The organism is Microbacterium elymi (assembly GCF_021582895.2).
In the GTDB taxonomy this organism is placed as follows: domain Bacteria; phylum Actinomycetota; class Actinomycetes; order Actinomycetales; family Microbacteriaceae; genus Microbacterium; species Microbacterium humicola.
Window position 1 is genome coordinate 101,207 of record NZ_CP091139.2, and the last position, 26,528, is coordinate 127,734.

At 69.2% G+C, this 26,528-nt stretch carries 17 protein-coding genes and 11 pseudogenes; 8 read left to right on the top strand and 20 right to left on the bottom strand.

All coding sequences use genetic code 11. From position 1 onward, the window contains the following. Positions 1 to 25: 25 nt before the first annotated feature. Positions 26 to 1,724 (top strand): annotated as a pseudogene (locus L2X98_RS00535) (DUF885 domain-containing protein). Positions 1,725 to 1,727: 3 nt separating this feature from the next. On the opposite strand, the gene L2X98_RS00540 reads toward L2X98_RS00535, so the two are convergent. Beyond that, the gene (locus L2X98_RS00540; protein ID WP_259612008.1) at positions 1,728 to 2,351 is read right to left on the bottom strand and encodes a phosphoribosyltransferase; all 624 of its coding nucleotides are present in this window, start codon (positions 2,349 to 2,351) and stop codon (positions 1,728 to 1,730) included. Between the two features lie 53 nt (positions 2,352 to 2,404). On the opposite strand from L2X98_RS00540, the gene L2X98_RS00545 reads away from it, so the two are divergent. Next, positions 2,405 to 2,938, top strand: a complete 534-nt coding sequence (locus L2X98_RS00545) for an SGNH/GDSL hydrolase family protein (RefSeq protein WP_259612009.1) — start codon at positions 2,405 to 2,407, stop codon at positions 2,936 to 2,938. On the opposite strand, the gene L2X98_RS00550 is transcribed toward L2X98_RS00545, so the two are convergent. From L2X98_RS00550 to L2X98_RS00570, 5 genes and pseudogenes are all read right to left on the bottom strand, one after another. Then, positions 2,909 to 3,601 (bottom strand): class I SAM-dependent methyltransferase, encoded by a 693-nt coding sequence (locus L2X98_RS00550; RefSeq protein WP_259612010.1) that lies wholly within the window; start codon positions 3,599 to 3,601, stop codon positions 2,909 to 2,911. The two genes, L2X98_RS00545 and L2X98_RS00550, sit on opposite strands and share 30 nt — an antisense overlap. A 9-nt stretch (positions 3,602 to 3,610) precedes the next feature. After that, positions 3,611 to 4,916 (bottom strand): annotated as a pseudogene (locus L2X98_RS00555) (MFS transporter). An 843-nt stretch (positions 4,917 to 5,759) separates the two neighbouring features. Further along, positions 5,760 to 6,086 (bottom strand): annotated as a pseudogene (locus L2X98_RS00560) (FBP domain-containing protein); the annotation flags it as partial. Between the two features lie 144 nt (positions 6,087 to 6,230). Next, the gene (locus L2X98_RS00565) at positions 6,231 to 8,294 is read right to left on the bottom strand and encodes a heavy metal translocating P-type ATPase (protein WP_435526230.1); all 2,064 of its coding nucleotides are present in this window, start codon (positions 8,292 to 8,294) and stop codon (positions 6,231 to 6,233) included. Positions 8,295 to 8,604: 310 nt separating this feature from the next. Next, positions 8,605 to 9,171: a TetR/AcrR family transcriptional regulator gene (locus L2X98_RS00570; protein WP_259612011.1), complete on the bottom strand. Its 567-nt coding sequence runs from the start codon at positions 9,169 to 9,171 to the stop codon at positions 8,605 to 8,607. A 120-nt stretch (positions 9,172 to 9,291) separates the two neighbouring features. Here L2X98_RS00570 and L2X98_RS00575 point away from each other — a divergent pair, with 120 nt between their 5' ends. Continuing rightward, a complete protein-coding gene (locus L2X98_RS00575) occupies positions 9,292 to 10,026 on the top strand; it encodes an SDR family NAD(P)-dependent oxidoreductase (protein WP_259612012.1) in 735 nt (244 codons plus the stop codon). Positions 10,027 to 10,071: 45 nt separating this feature from the next. On the opposite strand, the gene L2X98_RS00580 is transcribed toward L2X98_RS00575, so the two are convergent. The 5 genes and pseudogenes from L2X98_RS00580 to L2X98_RS00600 form a co-directional block, all read right to left on the bottom strand. Next, positions 10,072 to 10,332 carry a type II toxin-antitoxin system RelE family toxin gene (locus L2X98_RS00580; RefSeq protein WP_259612013.1) on the bottom strand — a complete coding sequence of 87 codons (261 nt, stop codon included), beginning with the start codon at positions 10,330 to 10,332 and terminating at the stop codon, positions 10,072 to 10,074. Beyond that, on the bottom strand, positions 10,329 to 10,592 hold the full coding sequence (locus L2X98_RS00585; RefSeq protein WP_259612014.1) for a type II toxin-antitoxin system Phd/YefM family antitoxin: 264 nt from the start codon (positions 10,590 to 10,592) through the stop codon (positions 10,329 to 10,331). Before L2X98_RS00585 ends, L2X98_RS00580 begins: the two co-directional genes overlap by 4 nt. Positions 10,593 to 10,788: 196 nt before the next feature. Further along, the gene (locus L2X98_RS00590) at positions 10,789 to 11,196 is read right to left on the bottom strand and encodes a type II toxin-antitoxin system VapC family toxin (protein ID WP_259612015.1); all 408 of its coding nucleotides are present in this window, start codon (positions 11,194 to 11,196) and stop codon (positions 10,789 to 10,791) included. A gap of 67 nt (positions 11,197 to 11,263) precedes the next feature. Next, positions 11,264 to 11,449, bottom strand: a pseudogene (locus L2X98_RS00595) (type II toxin-antitoxin system VapB family antitoxin); the annotation flags it as partial. Between the two features lie 117 nt (positions 11,450 to 11,566). Next, a pseudogene (locus L2X98_RS00600) lies at positions 11,567 to 13,913 on the bottom strand (ATP-binding cassette domain-containing protein). A 108-nt stretch (positions 13,914 to 14,021) separates the two neighbouring features. Here L2X98_RS00600 and L2X98_RS00605 point away from each other — a divergent pair. Then, positions 14,022 to 14,585: an HdeD family acid-resistance protein gene (locus tag L2X98_RS00605; RefSeq protein ID WP_259612016.1), complete on the top strand. Its 564-nt coding sequence runs from the start codon at positions 14,022 to 14,024 to the stop codon at positions 14,583 to 14,585. Positions 14,586 to 14,650: 65 nt separating this feature from the next. On the opposite strand, the pseudogene L2X98_RS00610 reads toward L2X98_RS00605, so the two are convergent. Further along, positions 14,651 to 15,415 (bottom strand): annotated as a pseudogene (locus tag L2X98_RS00610) (SDR family oxidoreductase). An 81-nt stretch (positions 15,416 to 15,496) separates the two neighbouring features. Here L2X98_RS00610 and L2X98_RS00615 point away from each other — a divergent pair. From L2X98_RS00615 to L2X98_RS19415, 4 genes and pseudogenes are all read left to right on the top strand, one after another. After that, on the top strand, positions 15,497 to 15,979 hold the full coding sequence (locus L2X98_RS00615; protein ID WP_259612017.1) for an NfeD family protein: 483 nt from the start codon (positions 15,497 to 15,499) through the stop codon (positions 15,977 to 15,979). Then, the gene (locus L2X98_RS00620) at positions 15,976 to 16,974 is read left to right on the top strand and encodes an SPFH domain-containing protein (protein ID WP_259612018.1); all 999 of its coding nucleotides are present in this window, start codon (positions 15,976 to 15,978) and stop codon (positions 16,972 to 16,974) included. The genes L2X98_RS00615 and L2X98_RS00620 overlap by 4 nt, the downstream gene beginning before the upstream one ends. A 70-nt stretch (positions 16,975 to 17,044) precedes the next feature. Beyond that, entirely contained in the window at positions 17,045 to 17,827 is a 783-nt protein-coding gene (locus tag L2X98_RS00625; protein WP_259612019.1) for a glycerophosphodiester phosphodiesterase family protein, read from the top strand. Positions 17,828 to 17,920: 93 nt separating this feature from the next. Further along, positions 17,921 to 18,299, top strand: a pseudogene (locus L2X98_RS19415) (RNA polymerase-binding protein RbpA). 6 nt (positions 18,300 to 18,305) lie between these two features. Here the strand turns inward: L2X98_RS19415 and lnt are convergent. The 8 genes and pseudogenes from lnt to L2X98_RS00670 form a co-directional block, all read right to left on the bottom strand. Next, a pseudogene (gene lnt / locus L2X98_RS21995) lies at positions 18,306 to 19,885 on the bottom strand (apolipoprotein N-acyltransferase). Positions 19,886 to 19,927: 42 nt separating this feature from the next. Then, a complete protein-coding gene (locus L2X98_RS22000) occupies positions 19,928 to 20,545 on the bottom strand; it encodes a DEAD/DEAH box helicase (protein WP_435526231.1) in 618 nt (205 codons plus the stop codon). Then, on the bottom strand, positions 20,476 to 22,383 hold the full coding sequence (locus L2X98_RS00645) for a DEAD/DEAH box helicase (protein ID WP_435526232.1): 1,908 nt from the start codon (positions 22,381 to 22,383) through the stop codon (positions 20,476 to 20,478). Before L2X98_RS00645 ends, L2X98_RS22000 begins: the two co-directional genes overlap by 70 nt. Beyond that, positions 22,380 to 23,133, bottom strand: a pseudogene (gene tatC, locus L2X98_RS00650) (twin-arginine translocase subunit TatC). Before tatC ends, L2X98_RS00645 begins: the two are co-directional and overlap by 4 nt. A gap of 66 nt (positions 23,134 to 23,199) precedes the next feature. Next, a complete protein-coding gene (gene tatA, locus L2X98_RS00655; RefSeq protein WP_259612020.1) occupies positions 23,200 to 23,448 on the bottom strand; it encodes a twin-arginine translocase TatA/TatE family subunit in 249 nt (82 codons plus the stop codon). 87 nt (positions 23,449 to 23,535) lie between these two features. Continuing rightward, positions 23,536 to 24,463 (bottom strand): annotated as a pseudogene (locus tag L2X98_RS22005) (helix-turn-helix transcriptional regulator). A 41-nt stretch (positions 24,464 to 24,504) separates the two neighbouring features. Then, positions 24,505 to 25,436, bottom strand: a pseudogene (locus L2X98_RS00665) (helix-turn-helix transcriptional regulator). Between the two features lie 207 nt (positions 25,437 to 25,643). Then, entirely contained in the window at positions 25,644 to 26,522 is an 879-nt protein-coding gene (locus tag L2X98_RS00670; protein WP_259612021.1) for a hypothetical protein, read from the bottom strand. Positions 26,523 to 26,528 lie beyond the last annotated feature (6 nt).

A 26,528-nucleotide genomic window follows, 5' to 3' on the forward strand; every position in this document is an offset into this window, starting at 1 on the left:
TCGCGGCACTCGTAGGCTCGACCCCATGACCGATTCCGAACGCACGCCCACGCCCGTCGACACGATCGCCGAGACGTGGGTGGACGACATCGCCGAGCTGTTCCCCACGATCGCGACCTACATCGGCCGCGACGAGTACAACGACCGCTATGGGGACTTGTCTCCGGACGGCGCGGACGAAGCGGCCGCCCGGGCACGCGCCCGCCTGAGCGAGCTGCGCGCCGCCGAGCCGGTCGACGCGATCGACGCGGTCACGAAGGAAGACCTGACCCGCGAGCTCGAGCTCACCCTCGAGGTGTATGAGGCGCGGGCGCACCTGCGCGATCTGAACGTGATCGCGTCGCCGGCGCAGGAGATCCGCAATGTGCTCGATCTGATGCCGACCGCCACGGTGCAGGACTGGGAGACGGTCGCCGCGCGGCTGGGTGCGCTGCCCGGCGCGATCGACGGCTACATCGAGACCCTGCGCACCGGCATTTCGGAGGGGGTCGTGCCCGCCCGCCGCCAGGTGCGCGAGGTCGCGACGCAGATCGCTCGCTACACCGCCGACGACGGCTTCTTCGCTACGTTCGCCGGAGAGGCGGCGCCCGCGGAGGGCCAGCTGCCGGCATCCCTCGCCCGCGCGCTCGCGGATGCCGCCGGCGGTGCCCGCGTCGCGTATGACAAGCTCGCCGCGTTCCTCGGCGCCGAGCTCGCCCCCGCAGCCATCGACCAGGACGGCGTCGGGCGCGAGCTGTACGCGCTGTACTCGCGTCAGTTCCTGGGCGCCACGGTCGACCTGGACGAGACCTATGAGTGGGGCTTGGAAGAGCTGGCGCGGATGGTCGCCGAGCAGGAGTCCATCGCCGCGGAGATCCTGCCCGGTGCCACGGTCGAAGAGGCCATCACGCACCTGGAGGCGGATGGGTCGCGTCGTCTGCACGGCACCGAGGCGCTGCAGGAGTGGATGCAGGCCACGGCCGACCGTGCCGTGGCCGAGCTCGGCGCCACGCATTTCGACATCCCGGAGCCGGTGCGCCGGATCGAGTGCATGATCGCGCCGACCCAGGAAGGCGGCATCTACTACACGGGACCCACGGACGATTTCTCCCGCCCCGGGCGGATGTGGTGGTCGGTGCCCGAAGGCGTCGAGGACTTCGACACCTGGCGCGAGCTGACCACGGTCTACCACGAGGGCGTGCCGGGCCATCACCTGCAGATCGCGCAGGCGGTGTACAACCGTGGCGAGCTCAACTCGTGGCGGCGGCTGCTGGCGGGCACGTCCGGCCACGCCGAGGGCTGGGCGCTGTACGCGGAGCGCCTGATGGAGCAGCTCGGCTATCTGGACGACCCGGCGGATCGGCTGGGGATGCTGGACGGTCAGCGGATGCGTGCGGCGCGGGTGGTGCTGGACATCGGGGTGCATCTCGGCAAGCCCCGACCCGCCGCCTGGGCCCACCTCGGGGACGACGGGGCGACCTGGGACGCCGGCTTCGCCCTCGAGTTCATGCGCCACAACGTGAACATGTCGGACGAGTTCGTGCAGTTCGAGGTGAATCGCTATCTCGGCTGGCCGGGGCAGGCGCCGTCTTACAAGGTGGGGCAACGGATCTGGGAGGCTGCGCGACGAGTGCCGCGTCGCTCAGGGGGACGCCTTCGACATCAAGGAGTTCCACCGGCGCGCGCTGGACATCGGCGGCGTCGGACTGGACACCCTGCGCAGCGCGCTGGTGGCGGGGATCTGATCGTCACCGACCGCGGGCGAGGAGGGCGATGACGTCGTCGTCCGAGGTCTGGGTGAAGTCGTCGTAGAACCTGCCGACCGCCCAGAAGTCGTCCATCGGGTGCGGGCAGACGTATTCGTCCACCGCATCCGGCTCCGGCGTCCATCCCGTCGGCGCGACCGGCACGGCCAGGACGATGCGGGATGCGCCGTCGCGACGCAGGGCGCGGGCGGCGGCGTTCGCGGTCGCGCCGGTGGCGATGCCGTCGTCCACGAGGAGCACGGCGCGGCCGCCGACCGTGGGCGCATCCGCGTCGAGGAGCGCGTGTCGGCGAGCGAGGCGCTCGCGCTCGCGCTTCTCGACCTGGTCGAGTTCGCGCGCGGAGGTGCGGGTCGCGCGCAGCGCCCGCTCGTCCACGATCCGCACACCGGCGGCGATCGCGCCGAGGGCGAGTTCCTCATGCCCGGGGACGCCGAGCTTGCGCACCGCGACGGCGGTCAGCGGGAGGGCGAGCTTGTCGGCCACGGCGGCGGCCACAGCGACGCCGCCGCGGGCGATCCCGGCGACGACGGCATCCTGGCTGCGCCAGGCGGCGAGCGAGCCGGCGAGCTCCCGCCCCGCGTGGGACCGATCGGCGAACAGCGCCATGACGTCACCCTACGTCGTTCAGGCGCGGTCGGGATCGGCCGTAGGCTGTGAGGGTGACATCCTCGGTGCGATTCGTGGCGATCGGCGACTCGTTCACGGAGGGGGTGGGCGACGAGCTGCCGGACGGGCGCGTGCGCGGCTGGGCGGACATCGCGGCCCAGGGCTGGGCGGATGCCGCAGGTGAGCCGATCGAGTACGCGAACCTCGCGATCCGCGGCAAGCTCATCGAGCCCATCGTCGCGGAGCAGTTGGAGCCGGCGCTGGCGCTGAAGCCCACGCACCTGTCGTTCAACGGCGGCGGCAACGACATGCTCCGCCCGCGCACGTCGATCGCGCAGGTCGCGGATCTGTTCGCGCACGTGCTGCGGCGCTGCGACGAGGAGGGCGTGACCCTTCTGGCCCTGTCGGGGGCGAACCCGTCCGGTCAGCTGCCGCTTGCGCCGCGTCATCCAGCGCCGCGGCGACCTGCTGTCGGCCGCCGTCGAGCAGCGGCTGGCGCATCGGCCGGACGTCGTCACCGCGTGGAACTGGCCCGATCACGAGCTCAGCACGCCGCCCTACTGGTCTGCGGACCGGCTTGCACATGAACGTCCGCGGCCATCACCGGGTCGCGGCGCGGGTGCTGTCGGCGGTCGGACAGAACCCGCCGGTGGACTGGTGGTCCCTCCCCGAGATCGAGGCCGAACGGCTGAAGACGGCCGCGTACTACCGCTCGCATGTGCTGCCGTGGGTGCAGCGGCGGATGACGCACACGTCCTCGGGTGACGGTCGGGCACGAAGTACCCGGACTGGGTGCCGATCGCCCCTCGCGAGGGCTGACGCGCACCGCGTGTCAGGTGACCGGCTTGGTCGATGGCCCGTGCGCGCCCGGCCGCGCTGTGGATGTTGTGGATGGACATGCTCGCCGTCACCAGCTCGAACGCGGCATCGGGGGAGGGGAGCGCCGTCATGATCGCGACGGCGCCGCGACCGCAGCCCATGTCGAGGACTCGGGACGGTGGCCGAGGCTGCTCGAGGATGTCTCGCCACACGGCGAACTTGCCGCGCAGGGTCGTGTGCCAGTACACGCCGGCACCCGCCACGAACACCACGGCCACGATCGCGACGATCGCGTTTCCCCATGCGGAGACGTTCCACCAGACGATGCCGCACACCGCGAGGACGACGTACAGCACTCCGATCGCAAGCCACAGCCAGGGAACCCAGGGGGCGTCCGTGCCGTAGGAGCCGTACGGACGGAGTCGCGACATGCCCTCAGATTACGCGCGTGGCACTCTGCGCGGGCGGGCTGGGTCCATCCCGAGCAGGACGCGGGTGCGCTTGCGCTCGTAGACGATGAAGAACGCGCCGACCAGCCACAGCGGCACCTGGGTCAGGAACGCGATGCGGAACGCCTCGAGGCTGTACGTCTCGGGCGTGCCCGCGCCCAGCAGGTCGAGCGCGGCGCCGATGAGGAAGATGGCGATCAGGCCGGCCAGGAACCCGCCGGTGTTCGTGATGCCGGTCGCGGTGCTGAGCCGGTGACTGGGATTGTGGGTGCGCGCGTGGTCGAAGGCCACCATGGACGCCGGCCCGCCCGTGCCCATGGCGATCGCCAGGAGGAACAGCAGCCACAGCGGGGCGGGGCCCGGCCACGCGATGACAGTCAGCCAGGCGATGAGCTTGCAGGGCGACGGTCGGCAAGACGAGCGCGCGGGAGCGGTGATTCGGCAGTCTGCCCGACAGCAGCCCCATCACCGGCCCGAGGATCATTCCGACGACGACGTACACCGCCGTCACGCCGGCCGCCTGTGCGGGCGAGAGGCCCTCGCCGGCGGTGAGGAACGGGATGCCCCAGAGCATGATGAACGCGGTGCCGGCGAACGGCGTGGTGAAATGCGACCAGAACGCGAGGCGCGTCCCCGGGTGGCTCCAGGTCGCGCGCACCCCGACCCGGGTGTCGACGGCGGAGGTGACGACCCGGATGGCGCCGGTGTCGGTGTTGATCGAGACATCCGCGGGCACACCCGGCGGATGATTGCGCACGATCGCCAGCAGCAGGACGGCGAACAGCACGCCCAGGCCCGCCACGGCCCCGAAGGCGATCGTCCAGGTGGTGGAATGGACGAGGGCGGCCAGCGGGATCAGCGCCAGCAGCTGCCCGGACAGTCCCACGATCCCGGTGAGCTGCACCATGATCGAGCCGCGCTGGGCGGGGAACCACGTGGCCACCACGCGCAGCACGCTCGGGAAGATCGCGGCGTCGCCCGCGCCGATCAGCATGCGCGCGCCGATCGCGATGCCGACATCGGTGGAGAACGCCATGACGAGCTGTCCCGCGGCCATCAGCACCATGCCGGTCACGATGATCGGGCGGGTGCCCACGCGGTCGAGAAGCATGCCGACCGGCAGCTGCATGAAGCCGTACACCGCCAGCTGCAGGACCGCGAACATCGACAGGGTCGAGGCATCCGCATCGAATCGATGAGCAGCATCCACGCCGACCGACGCGAGCGAGGTGCGGTTCATCACGGCGAGCACATAGGCGGCGACGGCCACGCCCCAGATCAGCCACGCGCGCCACATGGGTGCCGGGGAGAAGGGAGTGGTCACGCGATGATTCCGTTCGCAGGATGAGGCGCCTCCCAGCGTAGCCCCGGTCATGGCGCGTTCCTGCACCCGGGCGACGCGGTGAGCGCGGTCAGCCGTGGATGAGCACTTTGAGAGCGACGAGAACCGCTCCGAACGCACCCGTGATGACCGCGCCCCAGATGCGGACCCAGAAGGATGGGCTTGCGCACGACGGCCATCAGCCAGCCGACCAGCGCGAGCAGGACCACGTCCACGACCAGCGCCGCCCACACCGCGGTGCGCGGACTGAGGATTCCGAACCCGCCCAGCAGCAGGGCGGCGAGGGGGAGCACGGAGACGGCCAGCAGGCCTATCGAGTGCTGCAGCGCCCCGCGCAAGCGCGGCCGGGATCGACGGTCGGCTCCCGCCCGCCATCCGCGACACCGTTCCGGCGTAGACGTGCGCGGCGAAGAACACCACGACGGTGGTGAGCACCGTGAGCAGCGTCTCCCAGGGCTCGTCTGTGTGGCTCGAACCGACGATGATCATGCCGGTCACGAGGATGAGACCGTAGACCGCCTCTTCGGAGACGAGCACACCACCCCAACGGGTCGGCGGCCGGAGCGGCTGTTCTCTCACCCTGACAGCGTGGCACAGCCGGGACGGCGGCGGCGGGCCCGGCGAACGTCGGGTCTCAGCGGCTGTCGCGGATGTCGCGCGCGAACCCGGCGACGTTCGCCTGCAGGGCGGCGACCCGCCGCTGCCGTGCGGCCTCGCGATCGAAGCCCGGGTAGGCCAACGGGGAAGCTTGCGGACGTTCTGCGAGCACTCGAACCGCGCACACGCGAGGGTGCCGACCGTGTCGCCGTTGCGGCCGGCACGTCCGGCGCGCTTGGCGGCGAAGAACACGACGTCATTGGGCAGCGTGACATCCTCGCACCACGAGCACTGGGGACGCGTCCGCGCCCGCTGGGTGGCCTCCCGCAGCATGATGCCGACCACATCGTCGTCGACGGGCACCACGACGCAGCCCTGGGGAGCGATCTTCGGGTCACGCCAGCCGAGGAAGTCGAGGCGCTCCCAGTCCAGGTCGTCCAGGTCCGCGGGCAGGGCAAGGCCGTTGCGTTCGCGCACCGACGCGTTCACGAAGGAGCCGCGGATGTCGGCGGCGGTCAGGGCGTACATGAGAGGTCCTTCAGTCGTTCACTGATCGGGCCGGGCCGCACAGGCACGCGACATCCTGCCCGTCCTCGAGCGTAGTCGCTCGTGAAACGGCGCCGAACCGTCCGGGGGAGTGCCGGTGATCGCCCGCTGACGATCCACGGCCCGTCACCGCCCGAGGATCGTCCGCGCCGTCACCTCGGGGCGCAGGTCCAGCCGTCGCAGCACCTGCGCGTTGACGGCGACGACGATCGTGGACAGCGACATCAGGATCGCCCCCACCGACATCGGCAGCACGAATCCCACGGGGGCCAGCACGCCGGCCGCGAGAGGGACCGACAACAGGTTGTACCCGGCCGCCCACCACAGGTTCTGCTTCATCTTGCGGTAGGCGGCCCGGGACAGCTCGATCACGGAGAGCACGGAGCGGGGGTCGTCGCCGGCGAGGATGACGCCGGCAGACGCGATCGCGACATCGGTGCCGGCGCCGATCGCGAGACCGACGTCCGCCTGCGCCAGGGCCGGGGCATCGTTCACCCCGTCGCCCACCATCGCGACCTTGTGCCCTTCCTGCTGGAGCTGACGGACCGTGGCGGACTTGTCCTCGGGGCGCACGCCGGCGAAGTAGCGGTCGATTCCGAGCTCGCGGGCGACCCCCTGTGCGACGGCTTCCGCGTCGCCGGTGATCATCACGACCTGCCGGCCGAGCGCGTGCAGCGCGTCCACCGCGTCTCGAGACTCCGGACGGACCTCGTCGGCGAGCTTGAGGGCGCCGACGACGCGGTCATCTTCGAGCACGTGGAGGATGATCGCCCCGTCGGCACGCCACTGCTGGGCGGCGGGGAGCTCCTGTGCGTTCTCCTCGGTCAGCAGGTGCGGTCCGCCCACGCGGATGATGGACCCGTTCACGGAGGCGGTGACGCCCACCGCCGGCGACGATGAGAAGTCGCGACTCTGCGGAATCGTGAGGTGCTTGGCGGCGGCCGCTCGCACGATGGCCCGTGCGAGCGGATGCTCGCTGTCCGCCTCGGCGGCCGCGGCGACGGCGAGAACCCGATCCACGTCGTAGCCGTCGACCGCTGACGCTGCGGAGACGACGGGTTCGCCCTTGGTGAGGGTGCCGGTCTTGTCGAACAGCACGGTGTCCACGGTCCGCATGCTCTCCAGGGCCAGTCGGTCCTTGACCAGGACGCCGCCGCGCGCGGCACGCTCGGTCGCGATGGAGACGACCAGGGGGATGGCCAGGCCGAGCGCATGCGGGCAGGCGATGACCAGGACGGTGATGGTGCGGACGACCGCGGTGTCGGGAAGCCCGATGACGGTCCACACGACAGCCGTGATCGCGGCGGCCCCGAGCGCGAACCAGAACAGCCAGCCCGCTGCGGTGTCCGCGAGGCGCTGCGCGCGCGACGACGAGCTCTGCGCGTCGGTCACCAGGCGCTGGATTCCGGCGAGCGCCGTGTCCTGGCCGATCGCCGTGACCTCTACGCGAAGCCCTGAGTCCACCGCGACGGTGCCGGCGGTGACCGTCTCGCCCGCCGTCCGCGAGACCGTACGGGACTCGCCTGTCACCATCGATTCGTCCATCGAGGCGCGTCCCTCGATGACGCGGCCGTCGGCCGGGATGCTGCCGCCCGGCCGCACCACGACGGTGTCGCCGACGACCAGGTCGGCGGGGGAGACGGTGACGACCTGCCCATCCTCCAGTCGCTCGGCCTCGTCCGGCAGCAGTGCAGCCAGTGAATCGAGAGCCGACGTGGTCTGGGCCAGCGAACGCATCTCGATCCAGTGGCCGAGCAGCATGATCACGATCAGGAGCGCCAGCTCCCACCAGAAGTCCAGTTCGTGATGCAGGAGGCCGATGCTGGCGCCCCACGAGGCGACGAAGGCGACGGTGATCGCGAGGGCGATCAGGAGCATCATTCCCGGACGACGCGACCGGAGCTCCGCCGCTCCGCCGGCGAGGAACGGCTGGCCGCCCCACACGTACATCATGGTGCCGAGCACCGGCGAGACCCATGTCAGCCCGGGGACCTGGGGGAGGGGGTACCCGAGGATCGTCGAGAACATCCCCGACAGCGCGACCGTCGGGACGGCCAGGACCAGCATGATCCAGAACAGTCGCCGGAATTGGGCGACGTGGTCACCGTGGCCGGCATGGTCGCCGTGGTCGTCGTGATGATTTCCGTGAGCAGCGTGTTCGAGGTGTGCCGCATCTTCGTGGTCGGTCATTGGCTCGTGATGCGCGGAATGGCTGTCCATGGTCTCGATCCCTTTCGAAGCGTCGACGCGGCGTGCTGCCGTTGCGGCCTGTGGATGTCCACCACTCGCAACCATATACCCCCTAGGGGTATTCCACTCGGTGTGCGAAGCGCCTGTCAGACAGGGGGTCGAGGATGCTGTGGCGGGTCGCCGATCTGGGACGTGCCGGCATCGTCGTGAGGATAGTGAGTGATCGGGCGGCGCCCGAGCTTGAGCTCCGAGAACTCGTCGGAGGCGGACAGTTCGGGCGATGATTCGCGAGACTCCCGCCGGGCCTGCGTCAGCGCTCTCGGAGGCTCTCAATGAAGAGCGCGGTCCGGCGGTTATAGTCGGGCAGCGACGGCCTACCGAATTGCCGCATCGCGAGCCCGTTGCCCGCGTCGGCGTAGAAGAGATCCGATGTTGTGAAGTCGTTGCGGAGGGTGTGCGCGTTTTTGGCTCGCTGCAGCAACTTGTCCGTCGCTTCTGTGGCGGCCGCGGCCAGCAGCGCCAGTTGCTCGGATTGCGGGTAGGCCATGATCAGCGAATCTACTGCCGCTGGTTCGCGGTAGTGCAGGGCGCGGCGGTCGGCGATATAGGTGGCAACGCTTGCCCAGGGGTCAATTGTCTGGAGGGCGCGGTTGATGATCTTGTGCATTTCGACTCCGACCAACTCGCCGATGACGGCATCAATGAGACCGGAGCGGCCACCGAAGCGGTGGTAGATGGTGCCCTTGCTTACCCCAGCCGAGGCAGCGATCTGTTCTAGTGGGGTGTCAAGGCCCCTGCCGTGGAATGCCGAGATGGCCGCGCGTCGAATCTGCTCGACGTTGCGAGCTGCGATCCGCCCGAAGCGGTGCGTCGACATCGTGGCGAGCCAACGGAGTTGCGTTCGTCATGCAGCGAGCCTATCAACTTGACCCATGCGTCAAATTGACGGTAACGTCAAGTTGCCTGTCCTCACTAGCCCAACGAATTAGGAGAAACCGTGTCACCTTCTCTCGCTATATTCGGCGCCGGACCCGGCCTCGGCCAAGCGGTAGCCCACCGCTACGCCCGTGAAGGCTACGAAATAGTGCTCGTTGGCCGACGTCCCGAACCGCTCAAAGACCTCGCAACGAGACTCGCGAATAGCGGCGCGGTCGCGTACCCGGTGGTTGCCGACCTCGCCGACACCGAAAGCGTGCCTCGAATCGCGGCACAGATCCGCACTGCTGTTGGGCCTCTCGACGCGTTCTACTATGCGTCGCAGCCCGGCGGCCAGAACGCGGGGTTCACAGCGGCCAGCGCTCTCACCCCCGAGCCAGTGCGGAACTCGATGCCTTTGGCTGTCTACACGCTCATAGCGCTGGTGCAGGAGTTTCTCCCACATATGCTCGAGCAAGGAGAAGGAGGCATCCTCGCCGCAGTAGGGGCCGCGGCTCTGCAGGGTCGACCCGGGATGAGCGGCCCGGGGCTTGCCCTCGCGGCACAGCGCAACTACCTACAGTCTTTACAAGCCGAGGTAGCCGACCGCGGCGTCTACGTGGGCCGCCTTTACATTGCCGCCGCGATTGAGAACACGCCGTTCTACCTTCAGCGCGAGGCCGCCAAGGCTGCGGGCGCGTCGGTGCCCGATTTTCCGAACGTACACCCGGACAAACTCGCCGAGCTGCTCTGGAGCATGCACAGCACGAAAGCCCACAATGAGGCCAGCTACCCCGCGCAACCCATCGCCCCCTGAACTGGCCGACACCCCACTGGTGAAATCTCGTCCGGAGTCCGGGTGCTACCGGTCGTAAACTTCGCGGCGGTGTGCAGCCCGCACGACGCTGACCGTCAGCTCCACGTCGAACACGTCATAAATCACTCGGTAGTCACCTATGCGGATGCGCCAGGCCGTCTGCTCACCGACGAGCATTTTCGCTCCGTGCGGCCGAGGGTCATCAGTGAGGCCATCGATCGCATCGAGTACGCGATCGCGCGCTGGGCGGGGGAGCTTCTTCACCTGCCTGGCCGCGGCCGCAGTGAATTCGACGCTATAGGTCACGAAGCGAGGTCGGCACGCAACTCGTCAAGCGTGACCCGGGTGCCATCGTCGGATGTCTTGGCCTCACGGTAGGCGGCCACGTCCTGTGCCATCTCGAACTCTTCAAGTGCTTCAAGATCGGCCACGCTCACCATCACGGCGGCGAGCTTCCCATTGCGGGTGACACCGATGCGCTCGCCCGCGTACATCGTTCGTCCAAGCACATCCGAGAGCTGGCTTCGCAGCTCACGCGTCGAGACCTCGCTCGTCAAAGTGTCCATGCAGTAATGGTAGCACTTGTGTACACATGTGGGATGCACGCGATGTGTCTCGCAACTCAGGTGTCTCAGCTTCGAGCTGACATAATGGGCATTATCGGCAGTTCTTCTACCGGCCCACATCGATCAGGTTTACCCACGAATGCGAGACTGATCGAATGCAAAGGATCGGTCGACCGCGGCGGCAACTGACGCTTGTTCACTCCAGGGCAGAGCGGACATCAGTAAGCGCGAAGTCGTCACCCTTGTACAGCAGCGGAGCGTCCAGCTGCATTGCGAGCGCGTACGAGAAGCAGTCACCGAGATTGAGACGCGCAGGGTGACGCCCCTTCCCGAACTCGCGCCACGCAGCGAGCGCACCACCGGTGATGCTCGCATCGACCGTGGCCCACTCGACATCCAGGTCGTCGAAAAGCGCGCTCAGCCGCAGTACGCCGGGCGCGCCCTGCTTGGATTCCACGACCACGCCCAACTCGAACCGGGTCACCTCCGACAACATGAGACCACCGGCGTGCGAAGCGAGCGCATCGGCGTAGAGACCGGCATCCTCTTCTCCGAAGACGACCGCGACGATTGCGGACGTGTCCACGGCGATGCGCTCGGTCACGTCGGCAGCCCGACTCGTCGTAGCCCAGGATCTCGTCGGGTGTGCGGTCATCCAGCATCGGCTCGCGGCGTGCGGCGTCGATGATCGCCTGAATGCGCTTGCGCCGCTGTGACGCCGAACCCGGCTGACTGCGAACCCGCTGCAACCGCTCCTCGAAGGACTTTCGCGCGGCCTCGGTGATGCTCTCCCCCGTCTCGGCGACCAACTCGCGGATGAGCCGATCCGCCTCCGGATCCTTGATGCTCAATGCCATGCGGGCCTCCTCGCATATATAAGACTACCGCATCGTATATACACTTCGGGCCTACGGACAGTCAGACAAACCGACAGCCACAGTCACATCGGTGCCTCGAGTCCCATCCCCCACGCTTCACCCTCCGATGTACTGCGCCAGGTGCTGAGCGGTCAGCGTCGAGCCGTCGGCGACGAGGTCGGCGGGCGTTCCCTCGAAGACGATCAGGCCCCCGTCGTGGCCGGCGCCCGGACCGAGGTCGATGATCCAATCCGCGTGCGCCATGACCGCCTGATGGTGCTCGATGACGATCACGCTCTTGCCGGCATCCACGAGCCGGTCCAGGCAGCCCGAGCAGGTTCTGGACATCGGCCAGATGCAGTCCGGTGGTCGGCTCGTCGAGCACATACACGTCTCCGTCGTCGGCCATCTGGATCGCGAGCTTGACCCGCTGCCGCTCCCCTCCGGACAGCGTCGACAACGGCTGACCGAGTGTCAGGTATCCGAGTCCGACATCCGCCAGTCGATTCAGGATCGTCGCCACCGCGGGAATTTTCGCCTGTCCGGTGGTGAAGAACTCCTGCGCCTCGGACACGGCCATGTCGAGCACCTCGGTGATGTCCTTGCCCTCGAGCGTGTAGTCCAGCACCGCGGCCTGGAACCGCTTGCCGCCGCAGTCCTCACACGGCGTCTCGACGGTGTCCATGAAGCCGAGCTCGGTGACGATCACGCCTGACCCCTTGCACGACGGGCACGCGCCCTCGGAGTTCGCGCTGAACAGTGCCGGCTTGACCCCGTTCGCCTTGGCGAAGGCCTTGCGGATGGGCTCGAGCATCCCGGTGTACGTCGCCGGGTTGCTGCGCCGCGAACCCTTGATCGCGCTCTGGTCCACCGACACGACCCCGTCTCGCGGCACCACCGAGCCCTGGATCAGCGAGCTCTTTCCCGACCCGGCGACGCCGGTGATCACGGCGAGCACGCCGAGTGGGATGTCGACATCGACGTCCTGCAGGTTGTGCGCGCTCGCCCCCCGGACCGACAGCACCCCGGATCCGGCCCGCACCGACTCCTTGAGCCGCGCACGATCGTCCAGATGCCGGCCGGTGATCGTGTCGCTGGCCCGCAGACCGTCGACGGTGCCCTCGAAGCAGATCTCGCCCCCCGCGGTGCCGGCGCCCGGCCCGAGGTCGACGACGTGGTCGGCGATGGCGATCGTCTCGGGCTTGTGCTCGACGACCAGCACGGTGTTGCCCTTGTCGCGCAGCTGGAGCAGCAGGGTGTTCATCCGCTGGATGTCGTGCGGGTGCAGGCCGATCGTGGGCTCGTCGAACACATAGGTCACATCGGTCAGCGACGACCCGAGGTGGCGCAGCAGCTTGATCCGCTGTGCCTCTCCCCCGCTCAGCGTCCCGGACGGGCGGTCCAGGCTCAGATATCCGAGGCCCAGCGTCACGAACGCGTCCAGATTCGCGCCCAGCCCGGCCAGCAGCGGGCCGGCCCCCGGCCGGTCCAACGCGCGCACCCACTCGGCCAGATCCGTGACCTGCATCCGACAGGCGTCCGCGATGCTCACCCCGTCGATCTTCGACGACCGGGCCCCCTCGGTCAGGCGGGTCCCGTCGCACTCCGGGCAGACCGCGAACGTCGCCGCCCGCTCCACGAACCGGCGGATATGCGGCTGGAGCGCATCCAGATCCTTCGACAGCATCGATTTCGTGATCTTCGGGATGAGACCCTCATAGGTCATGTTGATGTTCTGGATCTTGACCTTGGTGGGCTCGCTGTACAGGAACGCATGCCGCTCCTTCTCGGTGAAGGTCGAGATCGGCCGGTCGGCCGGGTAGAACCCGGACTCGGCGAACCCCCGCACCATCCAGCCGTCGGCCGTGTATCCCGGCACCAGGATCGCGCCGTCGGCCAGTGACAGCGACTCGTCCACGACCTGACTGAGATCGATGTCCGACACCTGCCCGCGCCCCTCGCAGCGCGGGCACATTCCGCCGAGGTAGATCGCGTCGCGGACGATCTTCTTCTCGCCCTTGGCCGAGGTCATGATGCCGCTGGCCTTCTGCGTGGGGATGTTGAAAGAGAAGGCGGTCGGGCCGCCGATGTACGGCTCCCCCAGCTTCGAGAACAGGATCCGCAGCATCGTGTTGGCATCGGTCACGGTGCCTACGGTCGAGCGCGGATTGGCCCCGAGGCGCTCCTGGTCCACCACGATCGCGGTGGTCAGCCCCTCCAGCACATCGACGTCGGGGCGTGCCAGAGCCGGCATGAAACCCTGCACGAACGCGCTGTACGTCTCGTTGATCATGCGCTGCGATTCTGCGGCGATGGTGCCGAAGACCAGCGAGCTCTTCCCGGATCCGGACACGCCCGTGAACGCCGTCAGCCGGCGCTTCGGAATGTCCGCGTCGATGTTCTTGAGGTTGTTCTCCCGTGCACCGCGCACACGGATCAGGTCATGTCGGTCTGCGTCACGCATGGCGATCAGCCTAGAGGGCGCCCGCGTGTCGGGTGGGCCGCTGCCCCGCGATCGGTCTAACCTGTGAGACGCACAACTTCACAGGAATCTCTCAGAAAGGTGAGCCCAATGTCCACCGCAGAATCCTCCGCCGGCAAGACGGCCGTCAACGGCATCCGGACGGCGTTCGGTGTCGGCGGCGTCATCGCGCTGATCGTCGGAATCCTCATTCTCGTCTGGCCCGGCCACACGGCGGCGGTCATCACCGCGATCATCGCCATCTACGCCATCGCCGGCGGCCTCGTCTATGCCGGCCTCGGCATCTTCTCCAAGGCGATGGGTGGCTGGTCCCGCATCGGCCACATCATCCTCGGCATCCTGTTCATCATCGCCGGCATCATCGCATTCGCGAACCTCGGCGCCACCACCGCCTGGCTCGCGGTGTTCCTCGGCATCCTGGTCGGCATCATGTGGATCATCGAGGGCGTCGTCGCGCTGACGGCACTCGGCGGCTCGAAGTCGAAGGGCTGGTCGCTGTTCTTCGCCATCCTGAGCATCGTCGCCGGTCTCATCGTGCTGTTCTCCCCGCTGTGGAGCGCCGTGGTGCTGTGGTGGCTGTTCGGGATCTCGCTGGTGGTGCTCGGCATCATCCAGATCGTGCGCGCCTTCACGTTCAGCAGCAAGGACCTGTGACGCGACAGCGCAGACGAGAGCGGCCCCGGATGTGAATTCATCCGGGGCCGCTCTCGTCGATGCAGCTACTGCGCGCGGAACGAGCTGACGTCCCCGACCAACCGGATGTTGTCCTCCGGGATCGGATCGACGGCGGCCTGTGCGACCTCGGCGGCGAACTCGGCCACGTTGTAGAGCTTGCCCGCCTCGTCCCGACGGGACGAGATCGCCCCGGGTTGGCGCGCTCCAACAGTGTCGCGGTGATCGTGCCCTCGATCATGTCGCCCGAGACGACGACGAACTCGATGCCGCGCTCGGCCAGGGCGGGGATCCGCTCGCGCAGCGCATCCTCCCCGCGCGCTTGGACAGCGCGACCGGCTCGTATTCGGGCATCGTCGGGGTGGATCGGATGAAGTGAGCCTGGTGACTGGTCACGAACACGACCCGTGAGCCGGGCGGCATGAGCGCCGTGGCCGCATCCAGCACGCGTACCTGTGCGTCCCGATTGAGCTTGCAGGGCATAGTCCTCGGCCATCCCCGACTCCATGCCGCCGGACGCGTTCAGCACCAGCACATCCAGTCCGCCGAAGGCGTCCTTCACCTGGGCGAACATGCCCTCCACCGAGGCCTGGTCGGTCAGGTCCGCACCGACCACGAGCGCCTGCACGCCGCGCTCGCGCAGCTTGCGCAGCCAGCTTCTCGGCGCGGGGCGCCTTGTTCCGGTAGTTGACGACGACGTTCGCGCCGGCCTCAGCCAGGTAGCGCACGGTGTCGGCGCCGATACCGCGGGACGATCCGGTGACGAGCGCGGTCTTGCCGCGCAGCGCGTCGGCGGGGAGAATCTGGGACACGTTTCGACCTTACCAACCAGCCGGTATGCCGCCCGCCCCATGCTAGGTTCGGAGCACACTCGGTACGCAGAGGGAGGCGGAGTGGACATCATCACGGGGATCGAGCAGTTCGCCTGGATCGGCTGGATCGTCCTGATCGCGGTCTTCCTCGTGATCGAGATGCTGACGCTCGATTTCACCTTCCTGATGCTGGGCATCGGCGGCCTCGCCGGCCTGATCGCCGACCTCTTCGGCGCGCCGCTGTGGGCGCAGGTCGTCATCGCCGCCGTGGTGGCCGCGCTGCTGATCTTCCTGCTGCGCCCTCCCTGCTGGCATCGCCTGCGCCGCGGCGAGGACCCCACGCCCTCGAACGTGGCCGCGCTGCTCGGGATGTCGGGGCTCGTGCTGTCCACGGTCACGCGCCTGGGCGGCCTGGTCAAGCTCGACAACGGCGAGACCTGGACGGCCCGCACCGTCGATGACGCACCGGACTCGCTCGCCCCGCAGACGCACGTGCGCGTCGCCCGCATCGACGGAGCGACCGCCTACGTCCGCCCCGATCAGACCCAGGAGAATCGCGCATGACAGCAGAGCAGATCATCCCCACGGCGATCGGCTGGGTGCTGGCCGTCGCGGTCTTCATCTTCGTGGTGGTCGTCATCGTCCGGTCTATCCGGATCATTCCGCAGGCCAGCGCCGGCGTCGTGGAGAGGCTCGGCCGATATCACAAGACCCTCGAACCCGGTCTGAACCTCCTGGTGCCGTTCGTGGACCGACTGCGACCTCTCATCGACATGCGCGAGCAGGTCGTCTCCTTCCCGCCGCAGCCGGTGATCACCGAAGACAACCTGGTGGTCTCGATCGACACGGTCGTCTACTTCCAGGTCACCGATGCGCGGGCCGCCACATACGAGATCGCCAACTATCTGGGAGCGGTCGAGCAGCTCACCACGACCACCCTCCGAAACGTGGTCGGCGGTCTGAACCTGGAAGAGGCCCTCACCAGCCGTGACGAGATCAACAGCAAGCTGCGCATCGTCCTGGACGAGGCCACCGGAAAGTGGGGCATCCGGGTGTCCCGCGTCGAGCTGAAGGCCATCGACCCGCCGCTGTCCATCCAGGACTCGATGGAGAAGCAGATGCGCGCCGAGCGCGACCGGCGCGCCGTGATCCTCACCGCCGAAGGCTCCAAGCAGTCCCAGATCCTGGAAGCGGAGGGCCGGCGGCAGGCCGAGATCCTCAAGGCCGAGGGCGACAAGCAGGCGCAGGTGCTGCGGGCCGAGGGCGAGGCGAAGGCCATCGAGACGGTCTTCAACGCCATCCACGTCGGCAATCCCGATGACAAGCTCCTCGCCTACCAGTATCTGCAGACCCTGCCGAAGATCGCCGACAGTTCCTCCAGCAAGCTCTGGATCATCCCCAGCGAGTTCACCTCCGCGCTGCAGGGGCTCTCTGGGGCCTTCATCGGCAAGGGCACCGACGCCACTCCCCGGCCGCGCAGCGGCCGGTGGACGACGTCCCGCCGGTCACATTCGCTCCCAGCGCGTCCACCGTGGGACACCATGCGGCCGCCGACGTGACCGCGGACGATGTGCCGGACTTCGAGGTGCCCCCGCCCGAGACCGAACCGCCGCTCACCCCGCCCACTCCGTGACACACCCTTGGTTCGCGGGGTCGACACGGCCTCGCGTTCTCGCCCATCGCGGTCTGGTGACGGCGGCGGCCGCAGCGCACGGCGTCGCGGAGAACTCGTTCGCCGCCGTCGCCGAAGCGCATGCGGCGGGCGCGGCGTATGTGGAGTCGGACTGCCACCTCACTGCGGACGGCGTCGTCGTGCTGTTCCACGACGCCGACCTGGGCCGGGTGACCGGCGACCCCCGACCGATCGCCGACGTCGCCTCGGCCGAGCTCGAAGACCTCATGGCCGACCGGGGCGGGCTGATCACACTCGCCCAGGCCCTCGACGCCTTCCCGACGCTCCGGTTCAACTTCGATGTGAAGGCCGCACCGGCCGCCGCGCCCGCCGGCCGGATCGTCGCCCCCCACGCCGACCGCGTGCTGCTGACGAGCTTCTCGGACTCCCGTCGACGGGCCGCCCTGGCGGCCGCGCATGCGGCCGGCGGCTCGCCCGCGACGTCGGCCGGCAGCAGCACCCTGGCCCGCGTGCTGGCGGGTGCGGCAGCCCACTCGGGGCGTGTGCTGGACCGCGTCCTGCGCGGCATCGATGCGCTGCAGGTGCCGGAGCGACGCGGGGCCCTGAAGATCGTCACCCGCGGCCTGCTGGAGGCCGCGCATCGGCGGGATGTCGAAGTGCACGTGTGGACCGTGAACGATCCCGCCGACATGCGCCGGCTGCTGGACCTCGGCGTGGACGGACTGGTCACCGACCGGGCCGATCTCGCCCTGGAGATCGCGGCGGATCGCGACCGCTGAGCATCCCCTGTGAAACCCTGCCCAGGCCGCCCCGTTCGGATGATGCGCACAGGTCACAGCGTTATACCTGGGTAGCGACGAGAGGACCACACAATGGCAGACCGCAGCTTGCGCGGCATCCGACTCGGCGCCCAGAGCCTACAGAGCGAAGAGGGCGTCGTTTTCCATGAGCGCATGCAGAAGACCTACGCATGCACCGAATGCGGGCGTGACACCACGCTGACGTTCGCAAGCCGATGCCGAGGTTCCCGAGGCCTGGGAGTGCCGCACCTGCGGCGCCGAGGCCGTCCTTCGCGTCGGCGACGGCACGGTATCCGTGGATCACAGCGAGGACAAGATCCCGCGTACCCACTGGGACATGCTGCTGGAGCGACGCACGATCCCCGAGCTCGAGGAGCTGCTCGAAGAGCGTCTCGCCTTCATCCGCGCCCGCCGCGGCGCGGGAGAAGACGTCTCCAAGCTCACCGCCTGACGGACACTATGCGATGCCGGTCCCGGTGGGGCCGGCATCCTTCATGTGCGGGCGGCGTCGGTGACCGAGCAGGACGCCGATGCCCAGCGCCGCCACCGCGGCCGCGCTCCCCCACCCGAGGACGGCGTTGATCGCCGGGCCGGCCACGACCGCGGGCGTCAACCCGGTGCGCAGCGGAACGTCTTCCAGCAGCGCGCCGGCGGTGTCCTGCGGCAGCCCGGCGATCTCCGTGCCGTCCGGGGCGATCATCTGGCTGGTGCCGACGGTCGAGATGTTGACGACCGACCGCCCGGCCTCGATGGCCCGCATGCGCGCGAAGGCGAGCTTGCCGAGATTCTCGTCGGTGCCGCGGAAGTCGGCGTTGTTCGTCTGGAACATGTAGATGTCCGCCCCGCCGCGGGCGCCGTCCCAGATGACGTCGTCGTAGATCACATCGAAGCAGATGGCCAGCCCGACCCCGACGCCGTGCACGTCGAAGACCGGCGGAGCGGTGCCGGGCGTGTACTCGCGCTGGATCAGGTCGATGAGGTCTGCGGCGAAGAACCGGTAGAACGCCCGGTCGGGCACATACTCGCCGAACGGCACCGGATGCCGCTTGTCGTACACCGCGATCGGGTTGTCCTCCCCCGCCTCCCACAGCAGGGACGAGTTGAACAGGTCCTTCCCGCGCTGCGTCACGGCGCTCACGATCAGCGCCGCATCCGCCGTCGAGGCCAGATCGTCCAGCACCGCCGCCGTGGCGGCATTCGAGGTCGGGTCCGAGTCGACGCCGCCCTCCGGCCAGAGCAGCACATCCATCTTCTTGCCCAGCAGCGGCGCGGTCGCCGCCAGCTTGCGCGTTCAGCACATCCCCGGGCGCCCGCTGATCGAAGTACCCGGTCGGGCCGTTGCCCTGCACCGCGCCCACGCGCAGGCTTCCGGCCGGGGTGGTCGGGAACTGCGGAACCGCCAGGCAGCACCGCGACTACGACCACGGGCACAGCCGCGCGGATGTCGCGGAACCGACGGATCCGCACGTACTCGATCGCCGCCGCACCCAGCAGCACGACCAGGAACGACAGTCCGCTCATGCCCACCCACGACGCCAGCGGGGCGGTCGGGCCGTTGACCTGCGTGACGCCGATCCGCCCCCAGGGGAAGCCGCCGTACGGCCACGTGCCCAGCAGCTCCTCACGCATCACCCACAGGCCCGCGACCAGCGCCGGCAGCAGCGTCAACCGGGCCCCCACGGCGGGCAGCACCCGCGGCAGCCATCGGTAGGCCAGCGCGATCGGCACCGCGGCGGCCGCGGTCAGGACCGCTTCGAACAGCGACAGGGCCAGCCACGGCACGGGGCCCAGATAGCGGGCGGTGAACAGCACGTTCACGAGGAAGAAGACCGCCCCGAACGCGAACCCCACCAGCACCGCGCCCCACGCGCGCCGGCCGATCAGGGTCAGCAGGGCCAGCGGCACCGCGACGAACGACATCGGCCACCAGCTCAGCGCCGGGAAGGCGAGGGTGAGCAGGAATCCCGCCACCGCCGCGACGAACGTCGCCACGCCGAGTGGCAGGAGCGGGCGCGGCAGGGCACGGCGTTCGGGCACCGTCCCAGCCTAGGTCAGCACGGGCGTGCACCCGGTGCGGGCTCAGACCGAGGAGTACGCCACGATCCCCCGGCGCACGGCATCCAGCGCCGCCCGTGCGGTCGAGGCGAGCGGCGGTTGCGCGACCAGGCTGAGCTGGTCGAGCAGGTCGATGGTCTGCTTGGCCCAGCGCACGAAGTCTCCCGCGGCCATGTCGGCCTCGGCCAGGACGACCTCCAGCGACCGGCCGCGGGCCCAGGAATGCACGGCGGCGGCAAGGCCCGTGGCCGGCTCGGTCGATCCGGGGAGCTCGTGGTCGTGCTCGAGGTCGTCCAGCTGCGCCCAGAGGCGCTCGGTCTCGGTCAGCGCCGTGCGGAACGCGCCGCGAGGCAGCCCGCGCTCGCCCGGCCCGGCGTCGTCGCGGCGGGGTTCGAACACCAGGCAGCTCACGAGAGCGGCCAGCCCCGCGGCATCCAGCTCGGTCCAGATGCCCGTGCGCAGCGACTCCGCCACGAGCAGGTCGCGCTCCCCGTAGATGCGACGCATCGTGGCGCCCGCCTCGGTGAGCGCGGTCGTGCCGTCATCGGCGACGCGGACGTAGTCCAACGCGGTCAGCACGTCCACCACGCGGTCGAACTGCCGTGCGACCGTCCCAGTGCGGGTCTGGATCTGCCGGCGCATCCGGTCGACCGTGCGCGAGAGCTTCCAGTACCGCTCCGCCCAGCGGGCGTGGTTCTCCCGATCGGGGCAATCGTGGCACGGATGCCGCTGCAAGCTGGGTGCGCAGGCTCTGGATCTCGCGCTGCCGCTTGCCGTCGCGCATGCGAGGCTGTCGCGTCCTTGCGGTGCAGCTTCTCCAGGTCGCTGATCCGGCGGCGGATCCCGGAGTACTCCCGGAAGTCGCCCCGGTCGCAGGTCATGGCCTTCTCGTAGCCCTCGAGGGATGTCTCGTGCTCCCGCACCTGCCGGGCCAGGCCCACCACGGACCGGTCGGCCTGGAACTGCGCGAACGAGGACTCCAGGATCTCGCGCGCCTTCGGTCGTCCGAACTGGTCGATGAGGTTGACCGCCATGTTGTAGGTGGGCCGGAAGCTCGAGTTCAGCGGATAGGTGCGGCGCGAGGCGAGCGCGGCCACGGACTGGGGGTCCATGCCCTCGGTCCACTGGATGACCGCGTGGCCCTCCACGTCGATCCCGCGGCGGCCGGCCCGCCCGGTGATCTGCGTGTACTCGCCCGAGGTGATGGCCACCCGCGCCTCGCCGTTGAACTTCTCCAGCTTCTCCAGCACCACGGTGCGCGCCGGCATGTTGATGCCGAGGGCGAGGGTCTCGGTCGCGAAGACGGCCTTGACCAGCTTGCGCTGGAACAGCTCCTCGACGACCTCCTTGAACGCCGGCAGCAGTCCCGCGTGGTGCGCCGCGATCCCCCGCTCCAGATTGTCGCGCCATTCCCAGTAGCCCAGGACGTCCAGATCCTCGTCCTCCAGCGTTCGGGTGCGCTCCTCGACCACGCGTCGGATCTCGCGGCGCTCCTCGGGGCTGGTCAGCCGCACGCCGGCTCGTCGCACCTGCGCGACCGCCGCCTCGCAGCCGACCCGGCTGAAGATGAAGAAGATCGCCGGGAGCAGGCGGTCCCGGGCCAGCAGCTCCACGACCTCCGGGCGATCCATCCGTTCGATCCGGCGCACGTTGGCCGCGCGCACCGGTCGCTGGTGACCGCGCTGCGGTCGACGGCGGGATGCCTCCATCCGGCCGCCGCTCGCGAGCGGTGCAGACCGCGCGGACGACCGGCGGTTCGCCTCGTACCGCTGTCCGGTGCTGGAACGGATGCGCATGAGCTCCTGATTCACCTGGGCGGTGGCGACGCCGGCGCGGTCGTCGAACAGCGGGAGCAGATCACCGCGGACCAGGACGTGCTGCTCGAGCGGGACGGGTCGGATCTCGGAGACGATCACGGCGGTGTCGCCGCGCACGGTGTCCAGCCAGTCGCCGAACTCCTCGGCGTTGGACACGGTCGCCGACAGGCACACCAGCTTGACGGACTGCGGGAGGTGGATGATGACCTCCTCCCACACCGCCCCGCGGAACCGGTCGGCGAGGTAGTGCACTTCGTCCATGACCACGAACCGCAGGTCGCGGAGCGCGGCCGCATCGGCGTACAGCATGTTGCGCAGCACCTCGGTGGTCATCACCACGATGCGCGCGCCCGAGTTGATGCTCACGTCCCCGGTGAGCAGCCCCACCTCGTCGGCGCCGTACGCGTCCACCAGTTCGCGGAACTTCTGGTTCGACAGCGCCTTCATCGGGGTGGTGTAGAACGCCTTGTCGCGCTCCCGGCGCATCGCCAGATGGATGGCGAACTCGCCGACGATCGTCTTGCCCGCCCCCGTGGGGGCCGCGACCAGGACGCTCTTGCCGTCCTCGAGTGCCTCGCAGCCGGCCACCTGGAACGGATCGAGGGTGAATCGCTGCGCCGCCGCGAACCGCGCTGTGGCGGGATGTCGATCGGCGTCCGTCACGCCGTCGGCTCCAGCGCAGCACGGCGCGCCTTGCGCCGGTCGAAGAGCAGCGACAGGATGGCGGCGGCGAAGTACAGCACGCACAGGATCCCGGCCAGCAGCAGCATCGAGGTCACGTCCGCGGCCGGCGTGGCGGCGGCGGCGAACACGACGATGACGATGATGGCGACGCGCCAGCCCCTCAGGATCGCGCGGCCGGACATGATGCCGGCGAGGTTCAGCGCCACCAGGAACACCGGTGTGACGAACGAGACGCCGACCACCAGCAGCAGCTTGAAGACGAAGTCGTAGTAGGTCGAATAGTCGTAGAACCGCGCGACGCCCTGGGTGTCGGGGACGAACAGCGCCATGATCTCGACCATGTGCGGCATGATCAGCCAGCCGACATACAGTCCCGCAGCGAACAGCGGAATCGCCGAGGCGACGAAGCCGACGGTGTACCGCATCTCCTTGCGGGTCAGGCCCGGCATGATGAACGCCCACAGCTGCCAGAGCCAGACGGGTGCCGACAGCAGCAGGCCGATCGAGAACGCGATCCGCATGCGCAGATCGAACCCGCTGGTCACGGTGTTGAAGTTCAGCGCGGTGTAGCTGTCGCCGTGGGTGGCGGCGATCTGCGCGATCGGCTGCGAGAGCAGGTTGATGACCGGTTCGCTGATGATGAACCCGACCACCATGCCGACGATCAGCCCGGCGGCGGCGATGAACAGCCGCTTGCGCAAGCTCGCGCAGATGCTGCGCAAGCGACATCCGCTTCTCACGGGGTGGCGCCGCCGGCTCCTCGATGTGCGGCGACCCGGTCTGCGTCACGTGCGGCTACGGTTGGGACTCGCTCGTCCCACGTGCCGGCGGCGCCTCAGCAGATGCGTCCACATGGGCTGGTGCGTCGGCCGCGGGCTCGGCCGTCCCACCGTCCTCGGTCTTCATGGCTTTCATCTCACCCTTGAACACACGCGCAGACTGCCCCACGCTCTTGGCGAGAGCGGGCAATTTGGCGGCCCCGAACAAGAGCAAGATGACAGCCAGGATCAGCAGTAGGTGCCACCCGGTGAAAATGTTGGGCATGGTGTCTCCTTATCGGTACGCCATCGATAGAGTCTAACCCGCGCCGGCGCGAGACGGTCCCGCGCCCCGGCGCGCCGGTTCAGACTCTCAGACGTCGTCCGGATACTGGGCGAGCGCCGCCCGCGCCCACTCGGCCGCGGCGGTGCGCGCCTGCTCGGGTTCGAGGATCTCCAGGTCGCCCCCGCGACCGGCGGCGAGGCGCTTCAGACTCTGGGCCGCCGCGATCCGCATGGTCGCCACCGACATCCCGTCGCGGGTCTGCACCTGCGCCTGATCGAGGTAGCCGCCCAGCAGCGGCGCCACCGCCGCGGCGAAGCGGATGCGCGTGCGGATGTCGGTCTGGGCGACCTCGAACAGCTCGGGAACCGGCTCTTCGCCGTGCGTGATCGCGATGTCGGTGAGGCTGAGGGCGCTGACACGGTCGAGATGGAAGGTCCGCATCGCCTGACGCAGATGGCACCATCCCTGCAGATACCACTGCCCGTTGGCGATGTGCACCTTGACCGGGTCGACGGTGCGGGTGGTGACCGGCGCGTCGGGCGCCTTGTACGAGAACGACACGGCGACCCCGTGCCGCAGTGCCTCGTCGACCGTCAGCCGGACCTCGTCGACCGGCTCGGGTGCGACGATCACATCGGCGGGCACGGCGGACGCGCCGGCGGCGAGCTTGGTCGAGCAGCCCGGAGATCACGCCGCTGGATCCGACGCCGGGCAGCGACTGGGCCAGCTCGAGCCCGGCCAGCAGCGCCGCGGCCTCACGTGCGGTCAGCTTCGGCGAGCCTTCCAGAGCGACCGCGTTCGTGATCACGATCCGGTCCTGCTCGTCCAGGAGGTCCCAGTCGATGTCGAACAGGTCGTTCGGCAGCTGCCAGTACCCGCCCTCGCCGGGACGGCCGATGACGGTGAGCTTCTCGACCATCTCGCGCATCTGATCCGGCGTGACGTCGAAGTCGCGCGCGGCGTCGGCCACCGAGACCTCTCCCTCGTTGATCAGGTACGGCACCAGCTGGAGCATGAGCGCGGCCCGCTCGGTGGCCAGCACCGGTCGTGTCGGGGTCACTGCCCTCCTCCATGCACCGCGAGGGCGCGCCGCAAGCCGGGCGATCACGTGGTCGCGCAGGTCGTGCGGCTCGACGACCCGCACCTCGGGGCCGTACGAGGCCAGTTCGTCCGCGAAGATGTGCACGTCCACGTACGGCACTCGGATGCCCTGCTCCGCGGCCTCCCCACGCCGGCTCAGACGCGAGCGCCGCCTCGGTGCCGGGGTTGACCTCGAGCAGGGCGCTGTTGCGGGCCGCCACCGCCCGCAGACCGGCCAGGGCCCGCTCCCCGCCCCCTGGCGCAAGCGACGGGTCGAACTCCTGCCGGGTCACCTTCACATCACCGACGATCCGTGACAGCAGGAATGTGCGGTCGGCACCGGCATCCACGTCGATGCCGAACACGTGCCAGCGCGCCTCGAACTCCACCAGCGCCAGCGGCTGGACGGTGCGTGTGCGCGGGGCGTCCTCACCGGGCTTCAAGTAGGCGAAGCCCACCGCGCGGCACTGCTCGATCGCGCGCTGGAGGGGGGCGAAGGATGCTTCGCGCAGGCTGATCCGCGGCGAGTAGCCGATGATCGGCTCATCGACGTCGATCCCCAGCGAGCGGATCTTGCGCGACCCGCTGCGCGCGTCGGCCGACAGCGAGCCCTGGCTCCATACGCCGCCGGCCAGGTTCAGGACCGCGACCTCCGCGGGTGTGAAAGTGATGTCCGCCGGCAGCGCGTACTCGGCCGTCGGCACCCGGTAACGGGCCTGTCGCAGGTCGTCCGGGTCGAGGCGGTCGCCGATGGTCTCGATCGGCACGCCCAGGCCCCGCAGGTTCTCCTTGTCGCGCTCGAACATCTTCTCCAGCGCGTCCTTGGACGCCCCGGCCTCGGCCTGCTCCCGGTAGCCGGAGACGGAGCCCAGGATGGTGTCCTTGGTCAGCCCCTGCTCGGTCGCCATCAGGGCGACGACGAGGTTCAGGAGCCGTTCCTCGGGCGCGTTGCGCTCGCCCGAGGCGGACGTCGAGGATTCGGGAGCGGTCGGCACGCCTCAATCCTAGGGGCGTGGCGACCGGCCGTGCGGCGCTACTGCTGTTGCTGCAGGTCGGCGGCCGAGCCGATGCCGAGGATGTCGATGACGACGATCTGCGTGTCCTTGGCGGCGGCGTCACCGTCGGCCTTGGGGATGATCGCCATCACCTGGGAGCCGACGGTCTGGCCCTCGACGGCCTTCTGGAACCCCTTCGACTTGGTCGACAGGGTGACGAACTGCGGCTCGCCGTCCCAGGTGTTGTCCGCGACGGACTTGTCCGTCCAGTTGACGATCGTGTAGTGCAGGCGGCACCGGCTGCTCGCCGGTGACCTTCTCGCCGTCGCCGCGCTTGAGCACCGACACCGACAACGACTGCGGAGCCGGGCTGTCGGGCACGATCACGCCGGGCCGACCGCCCGGGGCGCGGACCACGGCCGGCTTGCCCCAGCCGGAGTTGTACACGTGGGAGCCGTCGGCCGCCGACAGGAACACCTGGCGGACGTCGATCACGGCCACGACGGACTCGTCCTTGGTCAGGCCGAGGCTCTGCGCCGACGAGGGCTCCACGCCGTCCGGGGGGATCGCGATGGCGACCCGGGTGCCGGCGGTGGCGCAGTGCAGCGCCGGGCCGAACGCCGGGAACGACTGGGTCCAGCGCGACAGGGCGAACGCCGACGTCTGGTCGGCGCTGTAGGCGGTGCTCACGAGCTTCTTGCCGGTGGTCGCGCTGACCAGCGAGACATCCAGTGCCACGACCTGGGAGTCCGTGCTGATCGGGACGCTGCCGTTGCCGGCGGTCACATCGGCGAATTGAGTGGTCTTCGTGTGCAGCGGGGTGCGCACGTCCACCGTCGGGGCGGTCGATTCGGAACCGCTCACCGAGATGAGGCCCATCGTCGACGAACCCGCGTCCGTCGTCCGCGGGCACGAGGCCGCACCGGAGGACGACGCACAGCCGACGAGAGCGACGGCTGTCAGGGACAGGACGGCGAAGGCAGCGGGGAGTTTGCGCACGGGATA